Raw genomic sequence first — 17,044 nt, forward strand, 5'->3', positions numbered from 1 at the left:
GCGATTCCCTTCCGATAAAGGAGTATCCCGATGCACCCCTTGCGTAACGCCGCCCTGCTGGGCGGCCTGGCCCTGCTGGGCCTGCCGGTGGCGAACGCCGCCGAGCTGATCATCTCCGAGTACGTCGAAGGCAGCGGCAACAACAAGGCGCTGGAGTTCTACAACAGCGGCAGCCAGGTCCTCGATCTCTCCGCCTACCGCGTCGAGTTCTACTTCAACGGCGCCAGCGCGGCGGGCCGCAGCATCGAGCTGAGCGGCAGCCTGGCGCCGGGCAGGACCTTCGTCCTCGCCAACGGCGTGGCCGATCCGGCGCTGCTGGCCCTGGCCAGCCAGCGCGTGGAAGGCAGCTGGTTCAACGGCAACGACGCGGTGCTGCTGCGCCGACGCGATGGCGAAGTCCTCGACAGCCTCGGCCAGGTCGGCGTCAATCCCGGCACCGCCTGGGGCGGCGGTGACGTCCAGACCCTCGACCGGACCCTGGTGCGCAAGACCGATATCCGCGACGGCGACAGCGATCCCGGCGATGCCTTCGATCCGGCGGCGCAATGGCTGGGCTACCCGCGCGACACCTTCGCCCATCTCGGCCAGCACGGTGATGGCCAGCCGGGTGGCGGCGAGGAGGCCGGCCTGCGACCGATCCACGAGGTGCAGGGCGCCGGCGCCGAAAGTCCGCTGGTGAACCAGCGGGTCGCCATCGAGGGCGTGGTGGTCGGCGACTTCCAGAACGCCAGCGAGTTGAAGGGCTTCTACGTGCAGCAGGAAGACGCCACGGTGGACGGCGATCCGGCCACCTCCGAAGGCCTCTTCGTCTACGACGGCGGCAACGGCAGCGACGTCAAGCTCGGCGACCGCGTCCGGGTGAGCGGCCAGGTCCGCGAGTTCAACGGCCTCACCGAGCTGGTCGGACCGCTGCAGGTCAGCGTCCTGGCGAGCGGCGTGGCCCTGCCGTCGCCGGCCGGCATCAGCCTGCCGCTGGCCAGCGCCGACGCGCTGGAACGCTATGAGGGCATGCGCGTGCAGATCCGCCAGGCGCTCACCGTCAACGAGGTCTACAACCTCGGGCGCTACGGCGAGGTCCTGCTGTCCTCAGGCGGTCGCCGGATGACTCCGACCAACGTGGTGGCGCCCGGTGAACAGGCCAGGGCCATGCAGGCACGCAACGACCTGGACCGGATCATCCTCGACGACGGCCGCAGCGGGCAGAATCCCGACCCGATCCGCTATCCGGCGCCCGGGCTGAGCGCCTACAACAGCCTGCGCGTGGGCGACCGCACCAGCGCCATCGACGGCGTGCTCGACTACTCGGCCGGCAGCTACCGCATCCAGCCGCTGCAAACCCCGGTATTCGAGGCGGCCAACCCGCGCCCGGCCCAGCCGGTGGTGGAAGGACGCCTGCGGGTGGCCAGCTTCAACGTGCTCAACTACTTCAACGGCGACGGCAAGGGCGGCGGCTTCCCCACCTCGCGCGGGGCCAGCACGGCGGAAGAGTTCCAGCGGCAGAAGGCGAAGATCGTCGCCGCGATCCTCGCCTCGAAGGCGGACATCGTCGGCCTGATGGAGATCGAGAACGACGGCTACGGCGAGTTCGCCGCCATCGCCGACCTGGTCGATGGCCTCAACGCCGGCCTGCCCCAGGGGCAGCGCTACGCCTTCGTCAATCCGAACCGGACTAAGCTGGGCAGCGACGAGATCGCCGTCGGCCTGATCTACCGCAGCGACAGGGTACGCACCTACGGTGCCGCGGCAGTGCTCGATCGCACGGTGAACCCGGAGTTCGATGACAGCAAGAACCGCCCGACCCTGGCCCAGACCTTCCAGGAGATCACCGGCGGCGAGCGCCTGACCATCGCGGTCAATCACCTGAAGTCGAAGGGCTCGGCCTGCGACGGCGACCCGGACACCGGCGATGGCCAGGGCAACTGCAACCTGACCCGTGCGCGCGCCGCCCAGGCCCTGGTGGACTGGCTGGCGAGCGATCCGACCGCGGCGAAGGACCCGGACTACCTGATCATCGGCGACCTCAACTCCTATGCCAAGGAAGACCCGGTGAACGTCATCCGCGCCGCCGGCTACACCGACCTGGTGGCGCGTCAGGCCGGGGCCGGGAAGGGCTACTCCTACGTGTTCTCCGGGCAGTCCGGCTATCTCGACCATGCCTTGGCCAATGCCAGCCTGGCGCGCCAGGTGCGCGGCGCGGTGGAGTGGCACATCAACGCCGACGAGCCGCGGGTGCTGGACTACAACCTGGAGTTCAAGACGCCGCGGCAGCAGGACAGCCTGTACAGCGCCGAGCCGTATCGTGCGTCGGACCACGACCCGGTGGTGATCGGCATCGACCTGCGGCGGGTGGCGATGAAGCGCCACCGGCGCTGAGTCGCGCTTGAAAAGGCGGGCGTTGTCCTGATGCCAGTCCGTTGAGAAAAAACGGCGCTTCCTCACGCGAGGGAAGCGCCGTTTCGCTTGGGTCTTCTCATCGCCTCGAGCGAGAAGCCGCTCGCGACTGGCATTCGCCGGTTGGCTTGCCTTTTTCGCCTGTCGCGATCAGTGATGCTCGCGTGTCGCGCGGAAGCGGATATCCGGCCAGCGCTCTTCCATCAGGCTCAGGTTGACGCGGGTCGGCGCCAGGTAGGTGAGGTGGCCGCCGCCGTCCACGGAAAGATTCTCGAAGGCCTTGTCCTGGAACTCCTTGAGCTTCTTCTCGTCGTCGCACTCGATCCAGCGCGCCGACCAGACGTTGATCGCCTCGTAGGCGCACTCGACCTTGTATTCCTCCTTCAGGCGGCTGGCGACCACGTCGAACTGCAGCACGCCGACCGCGCCGAGGATGATGTCGTTGTTGCGCTCGGGGAAGAACACCTGGGTGGCGCCTTCCTCGGCCAGCTCCTGCAGGCCCTGGCGCAACTGCTTGGACTTCAGCGGGTCCTTCAGGCGCACGCGGCGGAACAGCTCCGGGGCGAAGTGCGGAATGCCGGTGAAGCCGAAGTTCTCGCCTTCGCTGAAGGTGTCGCCGATCTGGATGGTGCCGTGGTTGTGCAGGCCGATGATGTCGCCGGCATAGGCTTCCTCCAGCTGCTCGCGCTCGGAAGAGAAGAAGGTCAGCGCATCGGCGATCTTCACATCCTTGCCCAGGCGCACGTGGCGCATCTTCATGCCCTTCTCGTACTTGCCCGAGCAGATGCGCATGAAGGCGATGCGGTCGCGGTGCTTGGGATCCATGTTCGCCTGGATCTTGAACACGAAGCCGGAGAACTTCTCCTCGGTCGGCTCCACGTTGCGTTCGTGGGTGGCGCGCGACAGCGGTTGCGGCGCCCAGTCGACGATGCAGTCGAGGACCTGGTCGACGCCGAAGTTGCCCAGCGCGGTGCCGAAGAACACCGGGGTCATCTCGCCCTTGAGGAAGGCGTCCTTGTCGAACGTGTGGCACGCGCCCTGGACCAGTTCCAGCTGCTCGACGAAGTTGTCGTAGAGATCGCCCAGGTGGGCGCGGGCCTCGTCGGAGTCGAGCTTGTCGATGATCTTCGTCTCGATACGCTCGTGGCCATGGCCCGGGACGTAGACGATGATCTTGTCGTCGGCCAGGTGGTAGACGCCCTTGAAGTCCTTGTAGCAGCCGATCGGCCAGGTGATCGGCGCGGCCTTGATCTTCAGCACCGCCTCGATCTCGTCGAGCAGCTCGATGGGATCGCGGATGTCGCGGTCGAGCTTGTTGATGAAGCTGACGATGGGCGTGTCGCGCAGCCGGCAGACTTCCATCAGGGCGATGGTCCGCGGTTCGACGCCCTTGCCGCCGTCGAGCACCATCAGCGCCGAGTCCACCGCGGTCAGGGTGCGGTAGGTGTCTTCGGAGAAGTCCTCGTGGCCGGGAGTGTCGAGCAGGTTGATCATGTGCTCGCGGTAGGGGAACTGCATCACCGAGGTGGTGATGGAGATGCCGCGCTGCTTTTCCATTTCCATCCAGTCGGAGGTGGCGTGGCGGTCGGACTTGCGCGACTTCACGGTACCGGCGACGGCGATCGCCTTGCCCATCAGCAGCAGCTTCTCGGTGATGGTGGTCTTACCGGCGTCGGGGTGGGAGATGATCGCGAAGGTACGGCGCTTCGCGACTTCGGCGGCCTGAGTGGTCATGGATGCGTGCCTGCTGGAATCCGTTGGCGTGGGCGCGGGGCGGCCCGGAAAAACGCGGGATTATAGCGGTAAAACGTGGCGTTCCGGGATGCCTGTCATCCGGCAATCCAGGGATTTGTCGGTCGCCGGCGAACTTGTCGGGCCCGTGCCGCTCCAAGCAGCCATTGGCGGGGACACTGCCCGGCAGGCCGGCCAACCTTTTCATCTGATCGAAGGAAATCGCCATGAACGGAATATCCAGACTGCTCTCGCTGGCCCTGCTCGGCGCCTCGCTGCATGCGGTGGCAGTCCAGGCCGAGGAGCAGCCGCGGCTGTTCGAGCTGCTCGGCCAGCCTGGCTACAAGGCCACCTGGCACGCCATGTTCAAGGGCGAGAACGAGGTACCGAAGTGGGTTTCCGAGGCCAGCGGCCCGAGTTCTCCGTCCACCAGCCTGAGCCTGGACGGCCAGCCCTACGTGCTGGCCGACAGCTGCAAGCCGCATGATTGCGGCAACAACCGCCTGCTGGTCGCCTTCCGCGGCGACAAGAGCGCCGCCTATGGCTTGCAGGTCAATCTTCCGGACGAGCCCGCCGAGGTCATGGAGAAACCCAGCGCGTATGCCACCTACCGCTGGTACGGCAAGCCGTCCAAGCCGGTCCGCGAGCTGCTGATGAAGCAGCTGGAGAGCGATCCGAACTGGAAGTGACGCGGGGCCTGACCGTCGCCCCGGCCCGGCGACGGATGGCGCCTTGCGCCATTCGCCCTGCCGGTGGAGGGGCGGATGGTCGCTTGCGCTCTTGCGCCTCGGATTCCCGCTCCGGCGTGCCTCAGAAGCCTACCGACGCCTGCACGTACAGGGTGCGCGGCTGGCCGACGTAGAGTCCCTTGTTGTTGTCGTCGAACGAGCGGGTGTAGTAGCGGCGATCGAACAGGTTCTTCACCCCCAGGCCGAGCTTCAGGTCGTTCAGTTGCGGGCCGAAGTCGTAGCTGCCGCGCGCGCTCCAGACCATCCAGCCGGCGATCCGCCCGGTGCTGCCGTCGGCGCTTTCGCTCTCGGTGTTGGCGTTGTCGGCGTACTGGCTGGTCTGGAAGCTGCCGTCGAGGTTGTAGCTCCAGGCGCCGGTGCGGTAGTTGGCGCCAAGGGTGCCCTTGTGCTTCGAGGAGAACGGCACCTGGTTGCCCTTGTTCGGTCCGTCCTCGCGGATGCTCGCGTCGACATAGGCGTAGCTGGCGTAGACGTCGAAGCCGGAGAGCAGCGGATCGAGATCGGCCAGGTCGTAGGCGAGCGCCGCCTCGATGCCCTTGTGCCGGGTCTTGCCCCGGGCGGTGACGCTGTCGGTCTGCTGGTTGCTCTCGTACTGGTTGTCGAAGTTGATCAGGAAGGCGCCCAGTTCGGCGCGCAGGATGCCGTCGTCGTAGCGGCTGCCCAGTTCCCAGGTGCGTGCCTTCTCCGGCTCGATGTCGCCGCTGCGCACCGCCTTGCCCATCTGGCTGTACTGCACGGTGCCGAACGAGCCTTCGGTGTTGGCGTAGAGATTCCAGCTCGGGGTGAGGTGGTAGATCACGTTGAGCGCCGGCAGCGAGGCGTTGTAGCGACCGCTGTCCTTGCTGCCCTTCAACAGGTTCTTCTGTTGCGAGTCGATCTTCTCGTAGCGGATGCCAGGGGTGATGGTCCAGTTGCCGATGTCGATGCGATCGTCGATGTAGAACGCGTTGGCCTCGGTGCCGCCGCGGGTGTCGCGATCGTTGCGGCTGCCGGTGCTGGGCAGTTGGCCGCTGTCGGCGCGGGTCCAGTAGCGCAGCTCGTGGCTGGCTTCGTTGACGTAGCGATGGCCGATGCCCACTTCGTGGCGACTTTCGCCCAGCTCGAAGCCCTGGCTGAAACGGGTTTCCAGGCCTCGCACCCAGTATTCGCGCGGCGACAGGGTGAGGTTGCGGCCCTGGTCGAGGTAGCCGCTGCGCAGGGTCTTGGTGAAGAAGCCGGTGACGTTGAGCTTCTGGCTGGCGTTGGGGGTGTATTCGTAGCTGGCGCTGGCCAGGGTACGGCGGCCCCAGAACTTGTCGTAGGGACGGCTCGACTGGTACGGATCGTCGCGGTAGGCCGCGGCGCTGAGGCCGCCGGGCATGTCGGCCTCGCCGTCGTAGTACTGGGTCAGCGCCGAGAAGGCGTGTTCGTCGCTGGGCTGGAAGCGGCCCTTGAGGATCAGGTCGTCGATCCGCGTATCGCTGTGCTCGCGCCAATCGCCGCCGCGGGTGCCGGAGTAGAGCAGGGCGCCGCCGAGACCGTTGGCACCGGTGCCGCCGATCAGCACGTTGTGGGTGGTCTTCAGGCCGTCCTGGCTGGAACTGGGGCTGAGTTCGCTGTGCACGTCGAGCCTGGTGGCGAAGTCCTCGGGGATCGCCCGGGTCACGAAGTTGACGATGCCGCCGACGTTCTGCGGGCCGTAGCGCACCGCGCCGCCGCCACGCACCACGTCCACCGCGTCCATGTTGCCGATGGACACCGGCGCCAGCGACAACTGTGGCTGGCCATAGGGCGCGAAGGGTACCGGGATGCCATCCATCAGCACCGTCGAGCGCGACGCCAGGCGCGGGTTGAGGCCGCGGATGCCGAAGTTCAGCGCCAGGTCATGGCTGCCGGTGCCATTGTTCAGCGGCGCGCTGACCCCTGGAATGCGCTCCAGCACTTCGCGGGTGCTGGCCGCGCCTTGGGCCTGGAACTGCTCGCGGCGGACCACGTCGCGCGCGCCGGGATGCTCGAAGACGTCGGCGGCGCTGGCGTCGGCCAGCCAGTCGCCGACCACGGTGACCGCCTGTAGGCTGGCCGGGTCTTCCACCGGCAGCGTTTCCAGGATGTAGGCGCCGCCGCCCTGGGCGCGTGCCTCCAGGCCGGAGCTGGCGAGCAGGGCGGCCAGTGCCTCGTCCAGGGTGTACTCGCCGTCCAGCGGTTGGCTGCGGCGCGCGGCGGTCTGCTCGGGGCTGAAGGCGATCAGTACGCCGGCCTGGCGGCCGAGGTGGTTCAACGCCTGTTCCAGTGGCTCGGCGGGCAACCGGTAGTACTGGCGGGCATCGGCGCGGATCTCGGCGGCGCCGGCGGCCTCGGCGGTAACCAGGGCGGGACCGCCGAGGCAGGCGAGGAGCAGGGCGCGGCTGAGCGGTGACAGGACGCGTGACGGGGACATGAGGGACACTCCAGTGAATCTTCGAGGTTGGCTTTCCTCCTCTGTCACGCGAGGTGGGGAAAAAGGCTCAGGGGCGCGGAAAGTTTTTCCCGCTCATTCGCGCGGGTGCACGCCGACCCAGTAGCGGGTGACCCGCCGCACCTCCACCGGCAGTACCGTCGGCAGGGTGGCGAGGATCCGCTCGCTGTCGTCCAGCGGATAGCTGCCGGAAATCCGCAGGCCGCCGATGCGCGGGTCGCAGCCCAGCCGTCCGGGGCGATAGCGCGAGACTTCGGCGAGGAACTCGTCCAGGCGCATGCCGGCGGCCACCAGCATGCCGTCGGTCCAGGCGCCGCTGCCGACCGGCAACGGCTGCGGGGCGCCGAGTCGCTCGCGGTCGAAATCCAGTTGCCGGCCGCTGGGCAACAGCAGGCCCTGGCCGCCGCGGTTCTCCACCTGCACCGCGCCCTCGTGGACGGCGACGCGGGTGCGTCCGGCGAACTGGCGCACGTCGAACCGGGTGCCCACCGGTCGCAGCCGGCCTTCCGCGCTGTACACGTGCAGCGGGCGCGGGTCGTGGCCGGTGCTGAGCTGGATTTCCCCGCGCAGCAGGAGCAGGCGCCGTTCGCCGGCATCGAAGCGGACATCCACCGCCGTGTCGCTGTTCAGCTCGACGCGACTGCCGTCGGCCAGGGCCAGGCGCCGGCGTTCGCCGACGCTGGTGGCATAGTCGGCGCTCCAGCGCTGCAGGCTGCCGTTCTCGCGCAGGCCCCAGGCGCCGCCACCGGCGGCCAGCATGACCAGCAGGGTCTTCAGCGCGCGCCGGCGCTGTGCCGAGCGCGGCGCGTTGACGACGGCCAGGGCCAGCGGCGTGCCGATCCCGGCCAGGCGCTGGTTGACCGCTTCGATGTGACGCCAGGCCTGCTCGTGTTCCGGCGCCGCCTGGCGCCAGCGCTGCCAGGCCTGGCGCAGGCGTTCGTCGTCGGCGCCGCCCTGCAACTCGACCAGCCAGCGCACCGCCTGCTCGGCCACCTGCGGCGGCACCTTGGGCGCGGCGGGCAGGCTCATGGCAGATCGAAGAAATAGCAGCGCTGCGCGGCCTTGAGCATGTAGCGCTTGACGCTGCTCAGGGAGATCCCCAACTGCGTGGCGATCTCGGCATAGCCGAGGCCGTCGAGCCGGGCCAGCAGGAAGGTTTCCTTGGCCAGCGGCGGCAGGCCGTCGAGCAGGTGGTCCAGCTCGACCAGGGTTTCCAGGACGATGGCGCGCGTCTCTTCGCTGGGCAGCTCGCACTCGGGCAGGCTGGCCAGGGCTTCCAGGTAGGCGCGCTCGACGTCCTGGCGGCGGTAGTGGTTGCACAGCACGCGGCGGGCGATGGTGGTGAGGAAGGCGCGCGGTTCGTCGATGCGCGTGGCCTGGCGCGAGACCAGGACCTTGACGAAGGTGTCCTGGGCCAGGTCGGCGGCGTTCTGCGGGCAGCCGAGGCGGCGCCGCAGCCAGCCCGTGAGCCAGTGGTGGTGGTCGCTGTAGAGGGTATGCAACGCGGCCGCATGGGCGAGATCGGCGCTCGACACCTGGACATTCCCGGAGCAGAAGGGTTAACGAATGATAATAGTTATCATTTTATGCTGCGAGAGTGCCTGCCTACAACCGCAGGCCGTCGGCGCCAGGCTTTCAGGAGGCTTTCAGGGCGGTGCGGTATTGTCCCGGGGTGGCACCGTGGGCTTCGCGGAAGCGCCGGATGAAATGGCTCTGGCTGGCGAAGCCGCAGGCCAGCGAGACCTCCTGCAGCGATTGCGCGGAGTACGCCAGCAGTTCGCGGGCCCGCGCCAGGCGCCGCTCCAGCACGTAGCGGTGCGGCGGCAGGCCGAAGGAGACGCGGAACATGCGGGCGAAGTGGTACTCGGAGAGCGCCGCCAGTTCCGCCAGCGACCCCAGTTCCAGCGGCTGCTCCAGGTGGCTTTCGATGTACTCGGCCAGGCGTCGCCGCACGTGCGCGGCCAGCCCGCCCTGCCAGCGCACGCCGGTGCGCCTGCCGCAACCGGTGAGCAGCAGGTGGTCCACCGCCTGGTGGGCGAGGCTGGTGCACAGCAGGCGCTCGGCGGGTTCGTTCCAGTCCTGCCGTTCCAGGGTCCGGCACAGCGCGGCCAGCGGGGCGTCCTGGATGTAGGTACGCTCCTCCAGTTGCAGGCTGCGCGGTTCGCAGTCGAGGGTACGCACCGCCGCGCCGGCCAGGCGTTGCGGGCTGATGTACAGGTGCATGAAGCCCAGGCCGCGAGTCACCGCCCAGTCGGAGTGGTGTTCGGCCGGCATCACGCAGAAGCGGTCGGGACCGCCGTAGAGGCCCGGGCGGTCGCGGCGGAAGGTCTGCCAGCCGCCCTGCAGGTAGAGCGACAGGGTGTGGTGGCCGGGATCGCTGTAGCCGAGGATCTCCGCTTCGTCGCGGTACCAATGGGCGAGCGCCAGGCCGTCGCTGAGCGTGCTGCTGCGCAGCAGGCGCGCATTGGAGGTCCGGTCGAGGGTGCGGAATACCTGGAAATCGCTGGGTTGGTGCATGTCCTCCATGCTACCCGCGCGTGTCCGGGGCGGCGAGGGGCGGCGGATGAAAAGCGCAAGAATGGACAATCGTCCCACCCGGACTCGCCCGCAGACTGGCGGCATCCTGTCGTTGCGGAGCCGCCATGAACCTTTCGCTGTACCTGCTCACCGTGCTCATCTGGGGCACCACCTGGATCGCCATCAAGCTGCAGATGGGCCCGGTGGCGATCACCCTGTCCATCGCCTACCGCTTCGCCCTGGCGGCGCTGGTGCTGTTCGCCATGCTGCTGCTGGGTCGCCGCCTGCAACGGCTGGATGCGCGTGGCCAACGCCTGTGCATGGCCCAGGGCGTATGCCTGTTCTGCCTGAATTTCATCTGCTTCTATACCGCCAGCCAGTGGATTCCCAGCGGCCTGGTGGCCGTGGTGTTCTCCACCGCGACCCTGTGGAATGCGCTGAACGCCCGGCTGTGGTTCGGCCAGCGCATCGCGTCGAACGTGATGGCCGGTGGCGGTCTCGGCCTGCTCGGCCTGGGGCTGCTGTTCTGGCCGGAACTGGTGGGTCACCAGGCCACCCCGGAAACCTTCTACGGCCTCGGCCTGGCCCTGCTCGGCACGCTGTGCTTCTCCACCGGCAACATGCTTTCCAGCCTGCAACAGAGGGCCGGCATCCGCCCGCTCACCGGCAACGCCTGGAGCATGCTCTACGGCACCCTGATCCTCCTGGCGCTGTGCCTGGTCCAGGGCGTGCCGCTGAATTTCGACTGGAGCGCGCGCTACGTCGGCTCGCTGCTGTACCTGGCGATCCCCGGCTCGGTGATCGGTTTCACCGCCTACCTGACCCTGGTCGGGCGCATGGGCCCGGATCGCGCCGCTTACTGCACCGTGCTGTTCCCGGTGGTGGCGCTGAACATCTCGGCCTTCGTCGAGGGCTACCGCTGGACCGCGCCGGCGCTGGCCGGGCTGGCCCTGGTGATGCTCGGCAACGTGCTGGTGTTCCGCAAGCCGAAGGCGCCCGCGCTGGCGGCGCCGGCGCGTTCGGCATAGCGCGGAAGAGGGGGTGCGCTCAGGCGCGCGACCAGGTCTGCGGGTTGACCAGGTCCAGCGGTCGCTCGCCGCGCAGCGCCGCCTCGAAGTTGTCCAGCGCGCGCTCGGCCATGGCCCGGCGCGTCTCGTGGGTGGCCGAGCCGATGTGCGGCAGGGTCACCACGTTGTCCAGGGCGAACAGTGGCGACTCGGCCAGCGGTTCCTTCGCGTAGACGTCCAGGCCGGCGCCGAGGATGCGTTTCTCCCGCAGGGCGTCGACCAGCGCGGCCTCGTCGACCACCTGGCCGCGGGCGACATTGACCAGGATCGCCGAGGGCTTCATCAGGCCCAGTTCGCGCGCGCCGATCAACTGGCGGGTCTGCGGCCCCAGCGGCACCACCACGCAGACGAAGTCGGCCTGGCCGAGCAGTTCGTCGAAACCGAGGAAGCGCGCGCCGAGTTCCCGCTCCAGCTCCGGCTTGCGGCTGTTGCCGTGATAGAGCACCTGCATGCCGAAGCCGAAACGGCCGCGCCGGGCGATGGCCGCGCCGATCCGGCCGAGGCCGAGGATGCCGAGTTTCTTGCCATGCACATCGGTGCCGAACTGCGGGGTGTCGACGGTACGCTTCCAGTTCCCGGCCTTGACCCAGGCATCCAGTTCGGCGACCCGGCGCGCGGCGCTGATCAGCAGGGCGAAGCCGAGATCGGCGGTGGTCTCGGTGAGCACGTCGGGGGTATTGGTCAGGGCGATGCCACGCTGGTTGAGGTAGTCGAGATCGTAGTTGTCGTAGCCGACCGAGACGCTGGAAATCACTTCCAGTTGCCGCGCCTGTTCCAGTTGCCTGGCGCCGAGCGGCCGGCCGACGCCGATCATGCCGTGGGTGTCGGGCAGGGCGGCGGCATACTGGGCGTCGATATCGCCCAGCTTCGGTTCGAGCAGGCGGACGTTGAACTGCCGCCGCAGGCGCTCGAGGTGCTCGGGGGCGAGGCGGCTGAAGACGAAGACGTTCTTTTTCATGGCGGTACTCTGCAAGCGGGAGCGAAGGCGCCGACCTTACCACCGCCGCCTCGGCGGCGGGCGGCGGCTCGCCACGTGGCGGGCGATTATCGGCTCAGGAAGACTTCCTGAGTTCCAGGCACAACTCGACCAGCGTGGCCTCGTCGCGTTGCAGCAGGCCGGGCAGGCTTTCCTTGAGATACTCCACCCAGGTCTTGATCTTGGCGTCGAGATACTGCCGCGAGGGATACAGCGCGTAGACGTTCAACTGTTGCAGGCGATGCTGCGGCAGTACCCGCACCAGGGTGCCCTTGCCGAGGTCGTCGATGGCCGAGTAGACCGGCAGGATGCCGATGCCCAGGCCGGAGCGGATCGCCTCGGTCATGGCGTCGCCGACATTGACCTGGAACGGCGAGGCACCGATGGAGACCATTTCCTGGCCGTTGGGACCGTCGAACAGCCAGCGGTCCAGCGGCACCACCGGGCTGACCAGGCGCAGGCAGTCGTGGTTGGCCAGCTCCGCGGGTTCGCTCGGCGTGCCGTTGCGGCGCAGGTATTCCGGCGAGGCGCAGAGAATGCTGTAGGTCTCGCCGATGCGCTGGGAGATGAAACCGGAGTCGGGTAGCTCGGAAGCGACCACGATGGCCACGTCGAACCCCTCGTCGAGCAGGTCCGGCACGCGGTTGGCCATGGTCAGGTCGAAGGTCACGTCGCGGTACTGCTGGCGGTAGCCGGCGATGGCGCGGATCACGTAGTGCTGGCCGATGCCGGTCATCGAATGCAGCTTCAGCCTGCCGGCCGGCCGGGCATGCGCGTCGCTGGCTTCGGCCTCGGCTTCCTCGACGTAGGCGAGAATCTGCTCGCAGCGCAGCAGGTAGCGCTGGCCAGCCTCGGTGAGGGCGATGCGACGAGTGGTACGGTTGAGCAGGCGGGTGCGCAGGTGCGTCTCGAGGTTGGCCACCGCCCGCGAGACGTAGGCGGTGGTGGTGTTGAGCTGCTGGGATGCCGCGGTGAAACTGCCGGTTTCCGCCACGCAGACGAAGGCTCGCATGTTTTGCAGGGTGTCCATCGACGGGGCCTCCTAGGCACGCGCAGAAGTGTGTCAGATTGTTGCGGGGAGGGATTATTTCACATTACGCAATAAACAATCGCACTTGAGCCAGCTTATCAGCCGCCGCCAGCCTCTTAAAATCCACAAGCCCCCGAGCGCATGGACGCTCGAGCGGGTTGAGCGGCGCCCGTACCGCTCAAATTCCGTGCTTTGCCCCTCCCAGGATCAGACAACGTGCCGCGTGTTCTCAGGAAGGAGCTGACCTTGGTCGGTTCTTTCGTCGGTTTTCTCGTCGTTTTCTCCGCAATATCCGGTTGTGTCAGTACAGGCGATATCGCCCCCCAGGCCGCTACCCTCGATGCCAACGCACTGGCCACCGACCCTGCGATCCGGGCTGCCGCCCGCGAAGCCGGCTGGCCGCAGGCTCAGTGGTGGAAGGCATATGCCGATCCACAGCTGGACGCCTGGATCGACAAGGCCCTGGACGGCAATCCGAGCCTGGCGGTGGCCCATGCGCGGGTACGCCAGGCGAAGTCCATGGCCGGGCTGGTGGAGTCCATCGAGTCGCCGCAGATCCAGGGCAAGGGCTCGCTGGTCCGCCACCGCTGGCCGGACGACTACTTCTACGGCCCCGGCGACCTGGCGCGGACCACCTCCTGGAACAATTCCACCGAGATCGGCCTGAACTACAAGCTCGATCTCTGGGGACGCGACCGCAGCGACAGCGAACGCGCCGTCGACCTGGCCCACATGGCCGCCGCCGAGGCGCGCCAGGCGCAGCTCGAACTGGAGGGCAACATCGTCCGCGCCTACGTCCAGCTGTCGTTGCAGTACGCCGAGATGGACATCGCCAAGGCCATGCTGCAGCAGCAGCGCGACATCCTCGCCCTGGCCCAGCGCCGCCTGCGCGGCGGCCTCGGCACGCATTTCGAGGTCAGCCAGGCGGAAGTGCCGCTGCCCGAGACCGAGCGCCGCATCGAGGTGATCGACGAAGAGATCCAGCTCAGCCGCAACCTGCTCGCCGCCCTGGCCGGCAAAGGCCCGGGCGAGGGCCGCACGATCCGCCGGCCGCGCCTGGACCTGGCGGCGCAGCCGAGCCTGCCCAGCGTCCTGCCGGCCGAGTTGCTCGGTCGCCGCCCGGACGTGGTCGCCCGCCGCTGGCAGGTCGCCGCCCTGGCCAAGGGCGTGGACGTGGCGCGCGCCGACTTCTATCCCAATGTCGACCTGATGGCCTCGGTCGGTTTCAGCGCGGTCGGTGGCGGCATGCTCGAGTTCTTCCGCAGCGCCAAGTACACCTACAGCGCCGGCCCGGCGGTGACCCTGCCGATCTTCGATGGCGGTCGCCTGCGTTCGCAACTGGGCGAAGCGGCGGCTGGCTACGATGCGGCTGTGGAGCAGTACAACCAGACCCTGGTGGATGCGCTGAAGAACATTTCCGACCAGTTGATCCGCCTGCATTCGGTGGACGTGCAGAAGGACTTCGCCGCACAGTCGGTGGCTTCCGCGCAGAAGACCTACGATATCGCCACCCTGGCCTACCAGCGCGGCCTCACCGATTACCTCAACGTGCTCAACGCGCAGACCCGGCTGTTCCAGCAGCAACTGGTCCAGGAACAGGTGCGGGCCGCCCGGCTGGCCGCCCACGCCAGCCTGGTCACCGCTCTCGGTGGCGGCGTCGGCGCTGGCACGGATACCCCGGCGCAGCCGAAGCTGGCGCCGGAAAGCGTCCCGGTCAGAGCGGTGTCCTCGCGATGAGCGGGCGCCCCGGCAGCCTCGCCCTGCCCAGCCGCGACGAGTGGCGGCGCGCCCTGGCCGAGTGGGCGCGCAGCGACGGGGCGACCTGGATCTATGTGTTCAAGGTGCTCTGCGCGGCCTTCCTGACCCTCTGGCTGGCGATGCGCCTGGAGTTGCCGCAGCCGAGCACGGCGACCATCACCGTGTTCATCGTCATGCAACCGCAGAGCGGTCAGGTATTCGCCAAGAGCTTCTACCGCATCCTCGGCACCCTGGTCGGGCTCAGCGTGATGGTCACCCTGATCGCCCTGTTCGCCCAGGAGCGGGTGCTGTTCCTGCTCAGCTCGGCGATCTGGATCGGTCTCTGCACCGCCGGTGCCGCGCGCTACCGTGACTTCCGTTCGTACGCCTGCGTGCTCGCCGGCTACACCGCGACGCTGATCGGCATCCCCGCCACCAGTCACCCGGAAGGCGCGTTCATGCAGGCGATCTGGCGGGTGCTGGAGATCAGCCTGGCGATCCTCTGCTCGGGCGTGGTCAGCGCGGTGATCATGCCGCAGACCACCAGCGCGGCGATGCGCAACGCGCTGTACGTGCGCTTCGGCCTGTTCGCCGCGTTCGTCCTCGACAGCCTGCGCGGGGTCGGCGGGCGCGAGCGCTTCGAGAGCAGCAACGTGGCCTTCGCCGCCCAGGCCGTGGGCCTGGAGACGATGCGCGCGGCGAGCGCCTTCGAGGATCCGCACATGCGCCTGCGCAATGGCCGGTTGATTCGCCTGAGCGGCGAGTTCATGGCCATGAATACCCGTTTCCACGCCCTCCACCAGTTGCTCGAACGCCTGCGTGCGCAAGGCTCCAAGCCAGTGCTGGAAGCGTTCGAGCCGTGCCTGGAGGAAATCACCGGGTTGCTTGAGGAAATCCGTGGCCGCGCCGTCACCGACCATGACGCCGAACGCTTCGCCGGGCGCCTCGCCGACTGCCGCGAACGCCTGATGGCGCGCATCCGCCAGGCGCGCGGCGAACTGCTGGCGCGGGAGCCCGGGGAAGAGGCGCGGCTGGACTTCAACACCGCCGCCGAGCTGCTCTATCGCTTCGCCGAGGAAATGCACGACTACGCCCTGACCCACGCCTCGCTGGCCGCCCACCGCCACGAGCGCGAGCAGTGGAAGGACGCCTTCACCGCCAAGGCCAACGCGGTGGCGGCGGCGGTGGCGGGGGTGCGCACCGGGCTGATGATCCTGCTGTTCGGCTGCTTCTGGATCTACAGCACCTGGCCCAGCGGCGGCACCTTCGCCCTCAACGCGGTGGCGGTCTCGGCGCTGGCCTCGGCGGCGCCGAATCCGAAGAAGATCGCCATGCAGATGGCTATCGGCACCATGGGCGCGGCGGTACTGGGTTTCAGCGAGATGTTCTTCGTCTACCCGCACATCGACGGTTTCCCGCTGCTGTGCCTGGTGCTGGCGCCGGTATTCGCCCTCGGCGCGTTCATTTCCTCGCGGCCGCAGTGGGCCGGCTACGGCCTCGGCCTGCTGGTGTTCTTCTGCTTCGGTTCGGTGCCGGCGAACCTGACCGTCTACGACCCGGCCCACGTGATCAACGAGTACATCGCCCTGATCCTCTCGATGCTGCTCTCGGCCGCCGCCGCCGCGGTGATCCTGCCGCCCAACAGCGCCTGGCTGTGGAAGCGCCTGGAGCGCGACCTGCGGATGCGCGTGGTGTTCGCCATCAGCGGCAAGAGCCGGGGTCTCGGCTCGGCGTTCGAAAGCGGCACCCGCGACCTGCTGAACCAGGCCTACGGGGTCGCCGCCGGGCGCCCGGACGTGCAGCGTGGCCTGCTGCGCTGGATGTTCCTGGTGCTGGAGGTCGGCCACGCGATCATCGAACTGCGTCGCGAGCAGGAGCGTCTGCCGGACGAGCCCTGCTACGCCGAGTCCATGCCCTGGCGCCAGGCGATCCGTGCCATGGGCCGCGCGCTGATCCGGCTGTTCGTGCGCCCCGGCGAGGAGAACCTGGAACGCGCCCTGGCGGCCGTCGACCAGGCGATCCACGCGGCAAGGCACACCGACGAACCCTGTGCGCCGCACTTCGACAGCTCGCCGCTGCGGCGGGTGCGCAGCTACTTGCACTTCATCCGTTCTTCCTTGCTCGCGCCGACCTCGCCGCTGACCGAACTGGCCGGCCGGACGAGTGGCCAGGGGACTGTCCATGCCGCGTGAAATCGCCATCCATGGGGTCTACATGCCGACCCTGACGCTGTTGTTCGTGATCGCCGCGGCGCTCACCTGGGGCCTCGACCGGATCTTCGCCTCGGTCGGCCTGTATCGCTTCACCTGGCACCCGGCGTTGTTCCGGGTCAGCCTGTTCGCCTGCCTGTACGGCGGCCTTTCACTGACCATCTACCGCTGAGGCGGTAGCGCACTCTTCGTTATCGTGAGC

13 protein-coding genes are annotated in these 17,044 nt (G+C 68.2%); 6 read left to right on the forward strand and 7 right to left on the reverse strand.

Annotated elements, in window-relative coordinates:
* Window positions 1-30 precede the first annotated feature (30 nt).
* Window positions 31-2,373 carry an endonuclease/exonuclease/phosphatase family protein gene (locus tag PSPA7_RS05710; protein WP_012074488.1) on the forward strand — a complete coding sequence of 781 codons (2,343 nt, stop codon included), beginning with the start codon at window positions 31-33 and terminating at the stop codon, window positions 2,371-2,373.
* A 168-nt stretch (window positions 2,374-2,541) separates the two neighbouring features.
* Here the strand turns inward: PSPA7_RS05710 and PSPA7_RS05715 are convergent, their stop codons facing one another.
* Window positions 2,542-4,125, reverse strand: coding sequence for a peptide chain release factor 3 (locus PSPA7_RS05715; RefSeq protein ID WP_012074489.1), 1,584 nt, complete (start codon window positions 4,123-4,125; stop codon window positions 2,542-2,544).
* A 224-nt stretch (window positions 4,126-4,349) separates the two neighbouring features.
* On the opposite strand from PSPA7_RS05715, the gene PSPA7_RS05720 reads away from it, so the two are divergent.
* A complete protein-coding gene (locus tag PSPA7_RS05720; protein ID WP_003156809.1) occupies window positions 4,350-4,811 on the forward strand; it encodes an inhibitor of vertebrate lysozyme family protein in 462 nt (153 codons plus the stop codon).
* Between the two features lie 121 nt (window positions 4,812-4,932).
* On the opposite strand, the gene fecA is transcribed toward PSPA7_RS05720, so the two are convergent.
* From fecA to mdrR1, 4 genes are all read right to left on the reverse strand, one after another.
* On the reverse strand, window positions 4,933-7,287 hold the full coding sequence (fecA, locus tag PSPA7_RS05725; RefSeq protein WP_012074490.1) for a TonB-dependent Fe(3+) dicitrate receptor FecA: 2,355 nt from the start codon (window positions 7,285-7,287) through the stop codon (window positions 4,933-4,935).
* Between the two features lie 93 nt (window positions 7,288-7,380).
* Window positions 7,381-8,334: a FecR domain-containing protein gene (locus PSPA7_RS05730; protein ID WP_012074491.1), complete on the reverse strand. Its 954-nt coding sequence runs from the start codon at window positions 8,332-8,334 to the stop codon at window positions 7,381-7,383.
* Window positions 8,331-8,840 carry a sigma-70 family RNA polymerase sigma factor gene (locus PSPA7_RS05735; protein ID WP_012074492.1) on the reverse strand — a complete coding sequence of 170 codons (510 nt, stop codon included), beginning with the start codon at window positions 8,838-8,840 and terminating at the stop codon, window positions 8,331-8,333. The genes PSPA7_RS05730 and PSPA7_RS05735 overlap by 4 nt, the downstream gene beginning before the upstream one ends.
* Before the next feature lie 100 nt (window positions 8,841-8,940).
* Window positions 8,941-9,822, reverse strand: coding sequence for an efflux pump transcriptional regulator MdrR1 (gene mdrR1 / locus PSPA7_RS05740; protein WP_012074493.1), 882 nt, complete (start codon window positions 9,820-9,822; stop codon window positions 8,941-8,943).
* Window positions 9,823-9,947: 125 nt separating this feature from the next.
* Here mdrR1 and PSPA7_RS05745 point away from each other — a divergent pair, with 125 nt between their 5' ends.
* On the forward strand, window positions 9,948-10,850 hold the full coding sequence (locus PSPA7_RS05745) for a DMT family transporter (protein ID WP_012074494.1): 903 nt from the start codon (window positions 9,948-9,950) through the stop codon (window positions 10,848-10,850).
* A gap of 19 nt (window positions 10,851-10,869) precedes the next feature.
* On the opposite strand, the gene PSPA7_RS05750 is transcribed toward PSPA7_RS05745, so the two are convergent.
* Both PSPA7_RS05750 and PSPA7_RS05755 read right to left on the reverse strand, forming a co-directional pair.
* Window positions 10,870-11,847, reverse strand: coding sequence for a 2-hydroxyacid dehydrogenase (locus PSPA7_RS05750; RefSeq protein WP_012074495.1), 978 nt, complete (start codon window positions 11,845-11,847; stop codon window positions 10,870-10,872).
* Between the two features lie 94 nt (window positions 11,848-11,941).
* A complete protein-coding gene (locus PSPA7_RS05755) occupies window positions 11,942-12,895 on the reverse strand; it encodes a LysR family transcriptional regulator (RefSeq protein ID WP_003157793.1) in 954 nt (317 codons plus the stop codon).
* A gap of 246 nt (window positions 12,896-13,141) precedes the next feature.
* Here PSPA7_RS05755 and PSPA7_RS05760 point away from each other — a divergent pair, with 246 nt between their 5' ends.
* Genes PSPA7_RS05760 through PSPA7_RS05770 form a run of 3 tightly spaced genes read left to right on the forward strand, consistent with a single transcriptional unit; the run spans window position 13,142 to window position 17,014 of the window.
* The gene (locus PSPA7_RS05760) at window positions 13,142-14,632 is read left to right on the forward strand and encodes an efflux transporter outer membrane subunit (RefSeq protein ID WP_012074496.1); all 1,491 of its coding nucleotides are present in this window, start codon (window positions 13,142-13,144) and stop codon (window positions 14,630-14,632) included.
* Window positions 14,629-16,824 (forward strand): FUSC family protein, encoded by a 2,196-nt coding sequence (locus PSPA7_RS05765; RefSeq protein ID WP_012074497.1) that lies wholly within the window; start codon window positions 14,629-14,631, stop codon window positions 16,822-16,824. The genes PSPA7_RS05760 and PSPA7_RS05765 overlap by 4 nt, the downstream gene beginning before the upstream one ends.
* The gene (locus PSPA7_RS05770; protein WP_003082823.1) at window positions 16,814-17,014 is read left to right on the forward strand and encodes a DUF1656 domain-containing protein; all 201 of its coding nucleotides are present in this window, start codon (window positions 16,814-16,816) and stop codon (window positions 17,012-17,014) included. The genes PSPA7_RS05765 and PSPA7_RS05770 overlap by 11 nt, the downstream gene beginning before the upstream one ends.
* Window positions 17,015-17,044 lie beyond the last annotated feature (30 nt).

Source organism: Pseudomonas paraeruginosa PA7 (genome assembly GCF_000017205.1).
Lineage (GTDB): Bacteria > Pseudomonadota > Gammaproteobacteria > Pseudomonadales > Pseudomonadaceae > Pseudomonas > Pseudomonas paraeruginosa.

Excerpts from the sequence above, each read along its gene's own strand:
- mdrR1 (WP_012074493.1), bottom strand. The coding sequence starts at position 9,822 with ATGCACCAACCCAGCGATTTCCAGGTATTCCGCACCCTCGACCGGACC.
- PSPA7_RS05730 (WP_012074491.1), bottom strand. The coding sequence starts at position 8,334 with ATGAGCCTGCCCGCCGCGCCCAAGGTGCCGCCGCAGGTGGCCGAGCAG.
- PSPA7_RS05770 (WP_003082823.1), top strand. The coding sequence starts at position 16,814 with ATGCCGCGTGAAATCGCCATCCATGGGGTCTACATGCCGACCCTGACG.
- PSPA7_RS05720 (WP_003156809.1), top strand. The coding sequence starts at position 4,350 with ATGAACGGAATATCCAGACTGCTCTCGCTGGCCCTGCTCGGCGCCTCG.
- PSPA7_RS05750 (WP_012074495.1), bottom strand. The coding sequence starts at position 11,847 with ATGAAAAAGAACGTCTTCGTCTTCAGCCGCCTCGCCCCCGAGCACCTC.
- PSPA7_RS05715 (WP_012074489.1), bottom strand. The coding sequence starts at position 4,125 with ATGACCACTCAGGCCGCCGAAGTCGCGAAGCGCCGTACCTTCGCGATC.
- PSPA7_RS05745 (WP_012074494.1), top strand. The coding sequence starts at position 9,948 with ATGAACCTTTCGCTGTACCTGCTCACCGTGCTCATCTGGGGCACCACC.
- PSPA7_RS05710 (WP_012074488.1), top strand. The coding sequence starts at position 31 with ATGCACCCCTTGCGTAACGCCGCCCTGCTGGGCGGCCTGGCCCTGCTG.
- PSPA7_RS05765 (WP_012074497.1), top strand. The coding sequence starts at position 14,629 with ATGAGCGGGCGCCCCGGCAGCCTCGCCCTGCCCAGCCGCGACGAGTGG.
- fecA (WP_012074490.1), bottom strand. The coding sequence starts at position 7,287 with ATGTCCCCGTCACGCGTCCTGTCACCGCTCAGCCGCGCCCTGCTCCTC.
- PSPA7_RS05755 (WP_003157793.1), bottom strand. The coding sequence starts at position 12,895 with ATGGACACCCTGCAAAACATGCGAGCCTTCGTCTGCGTGGCGGAAACC.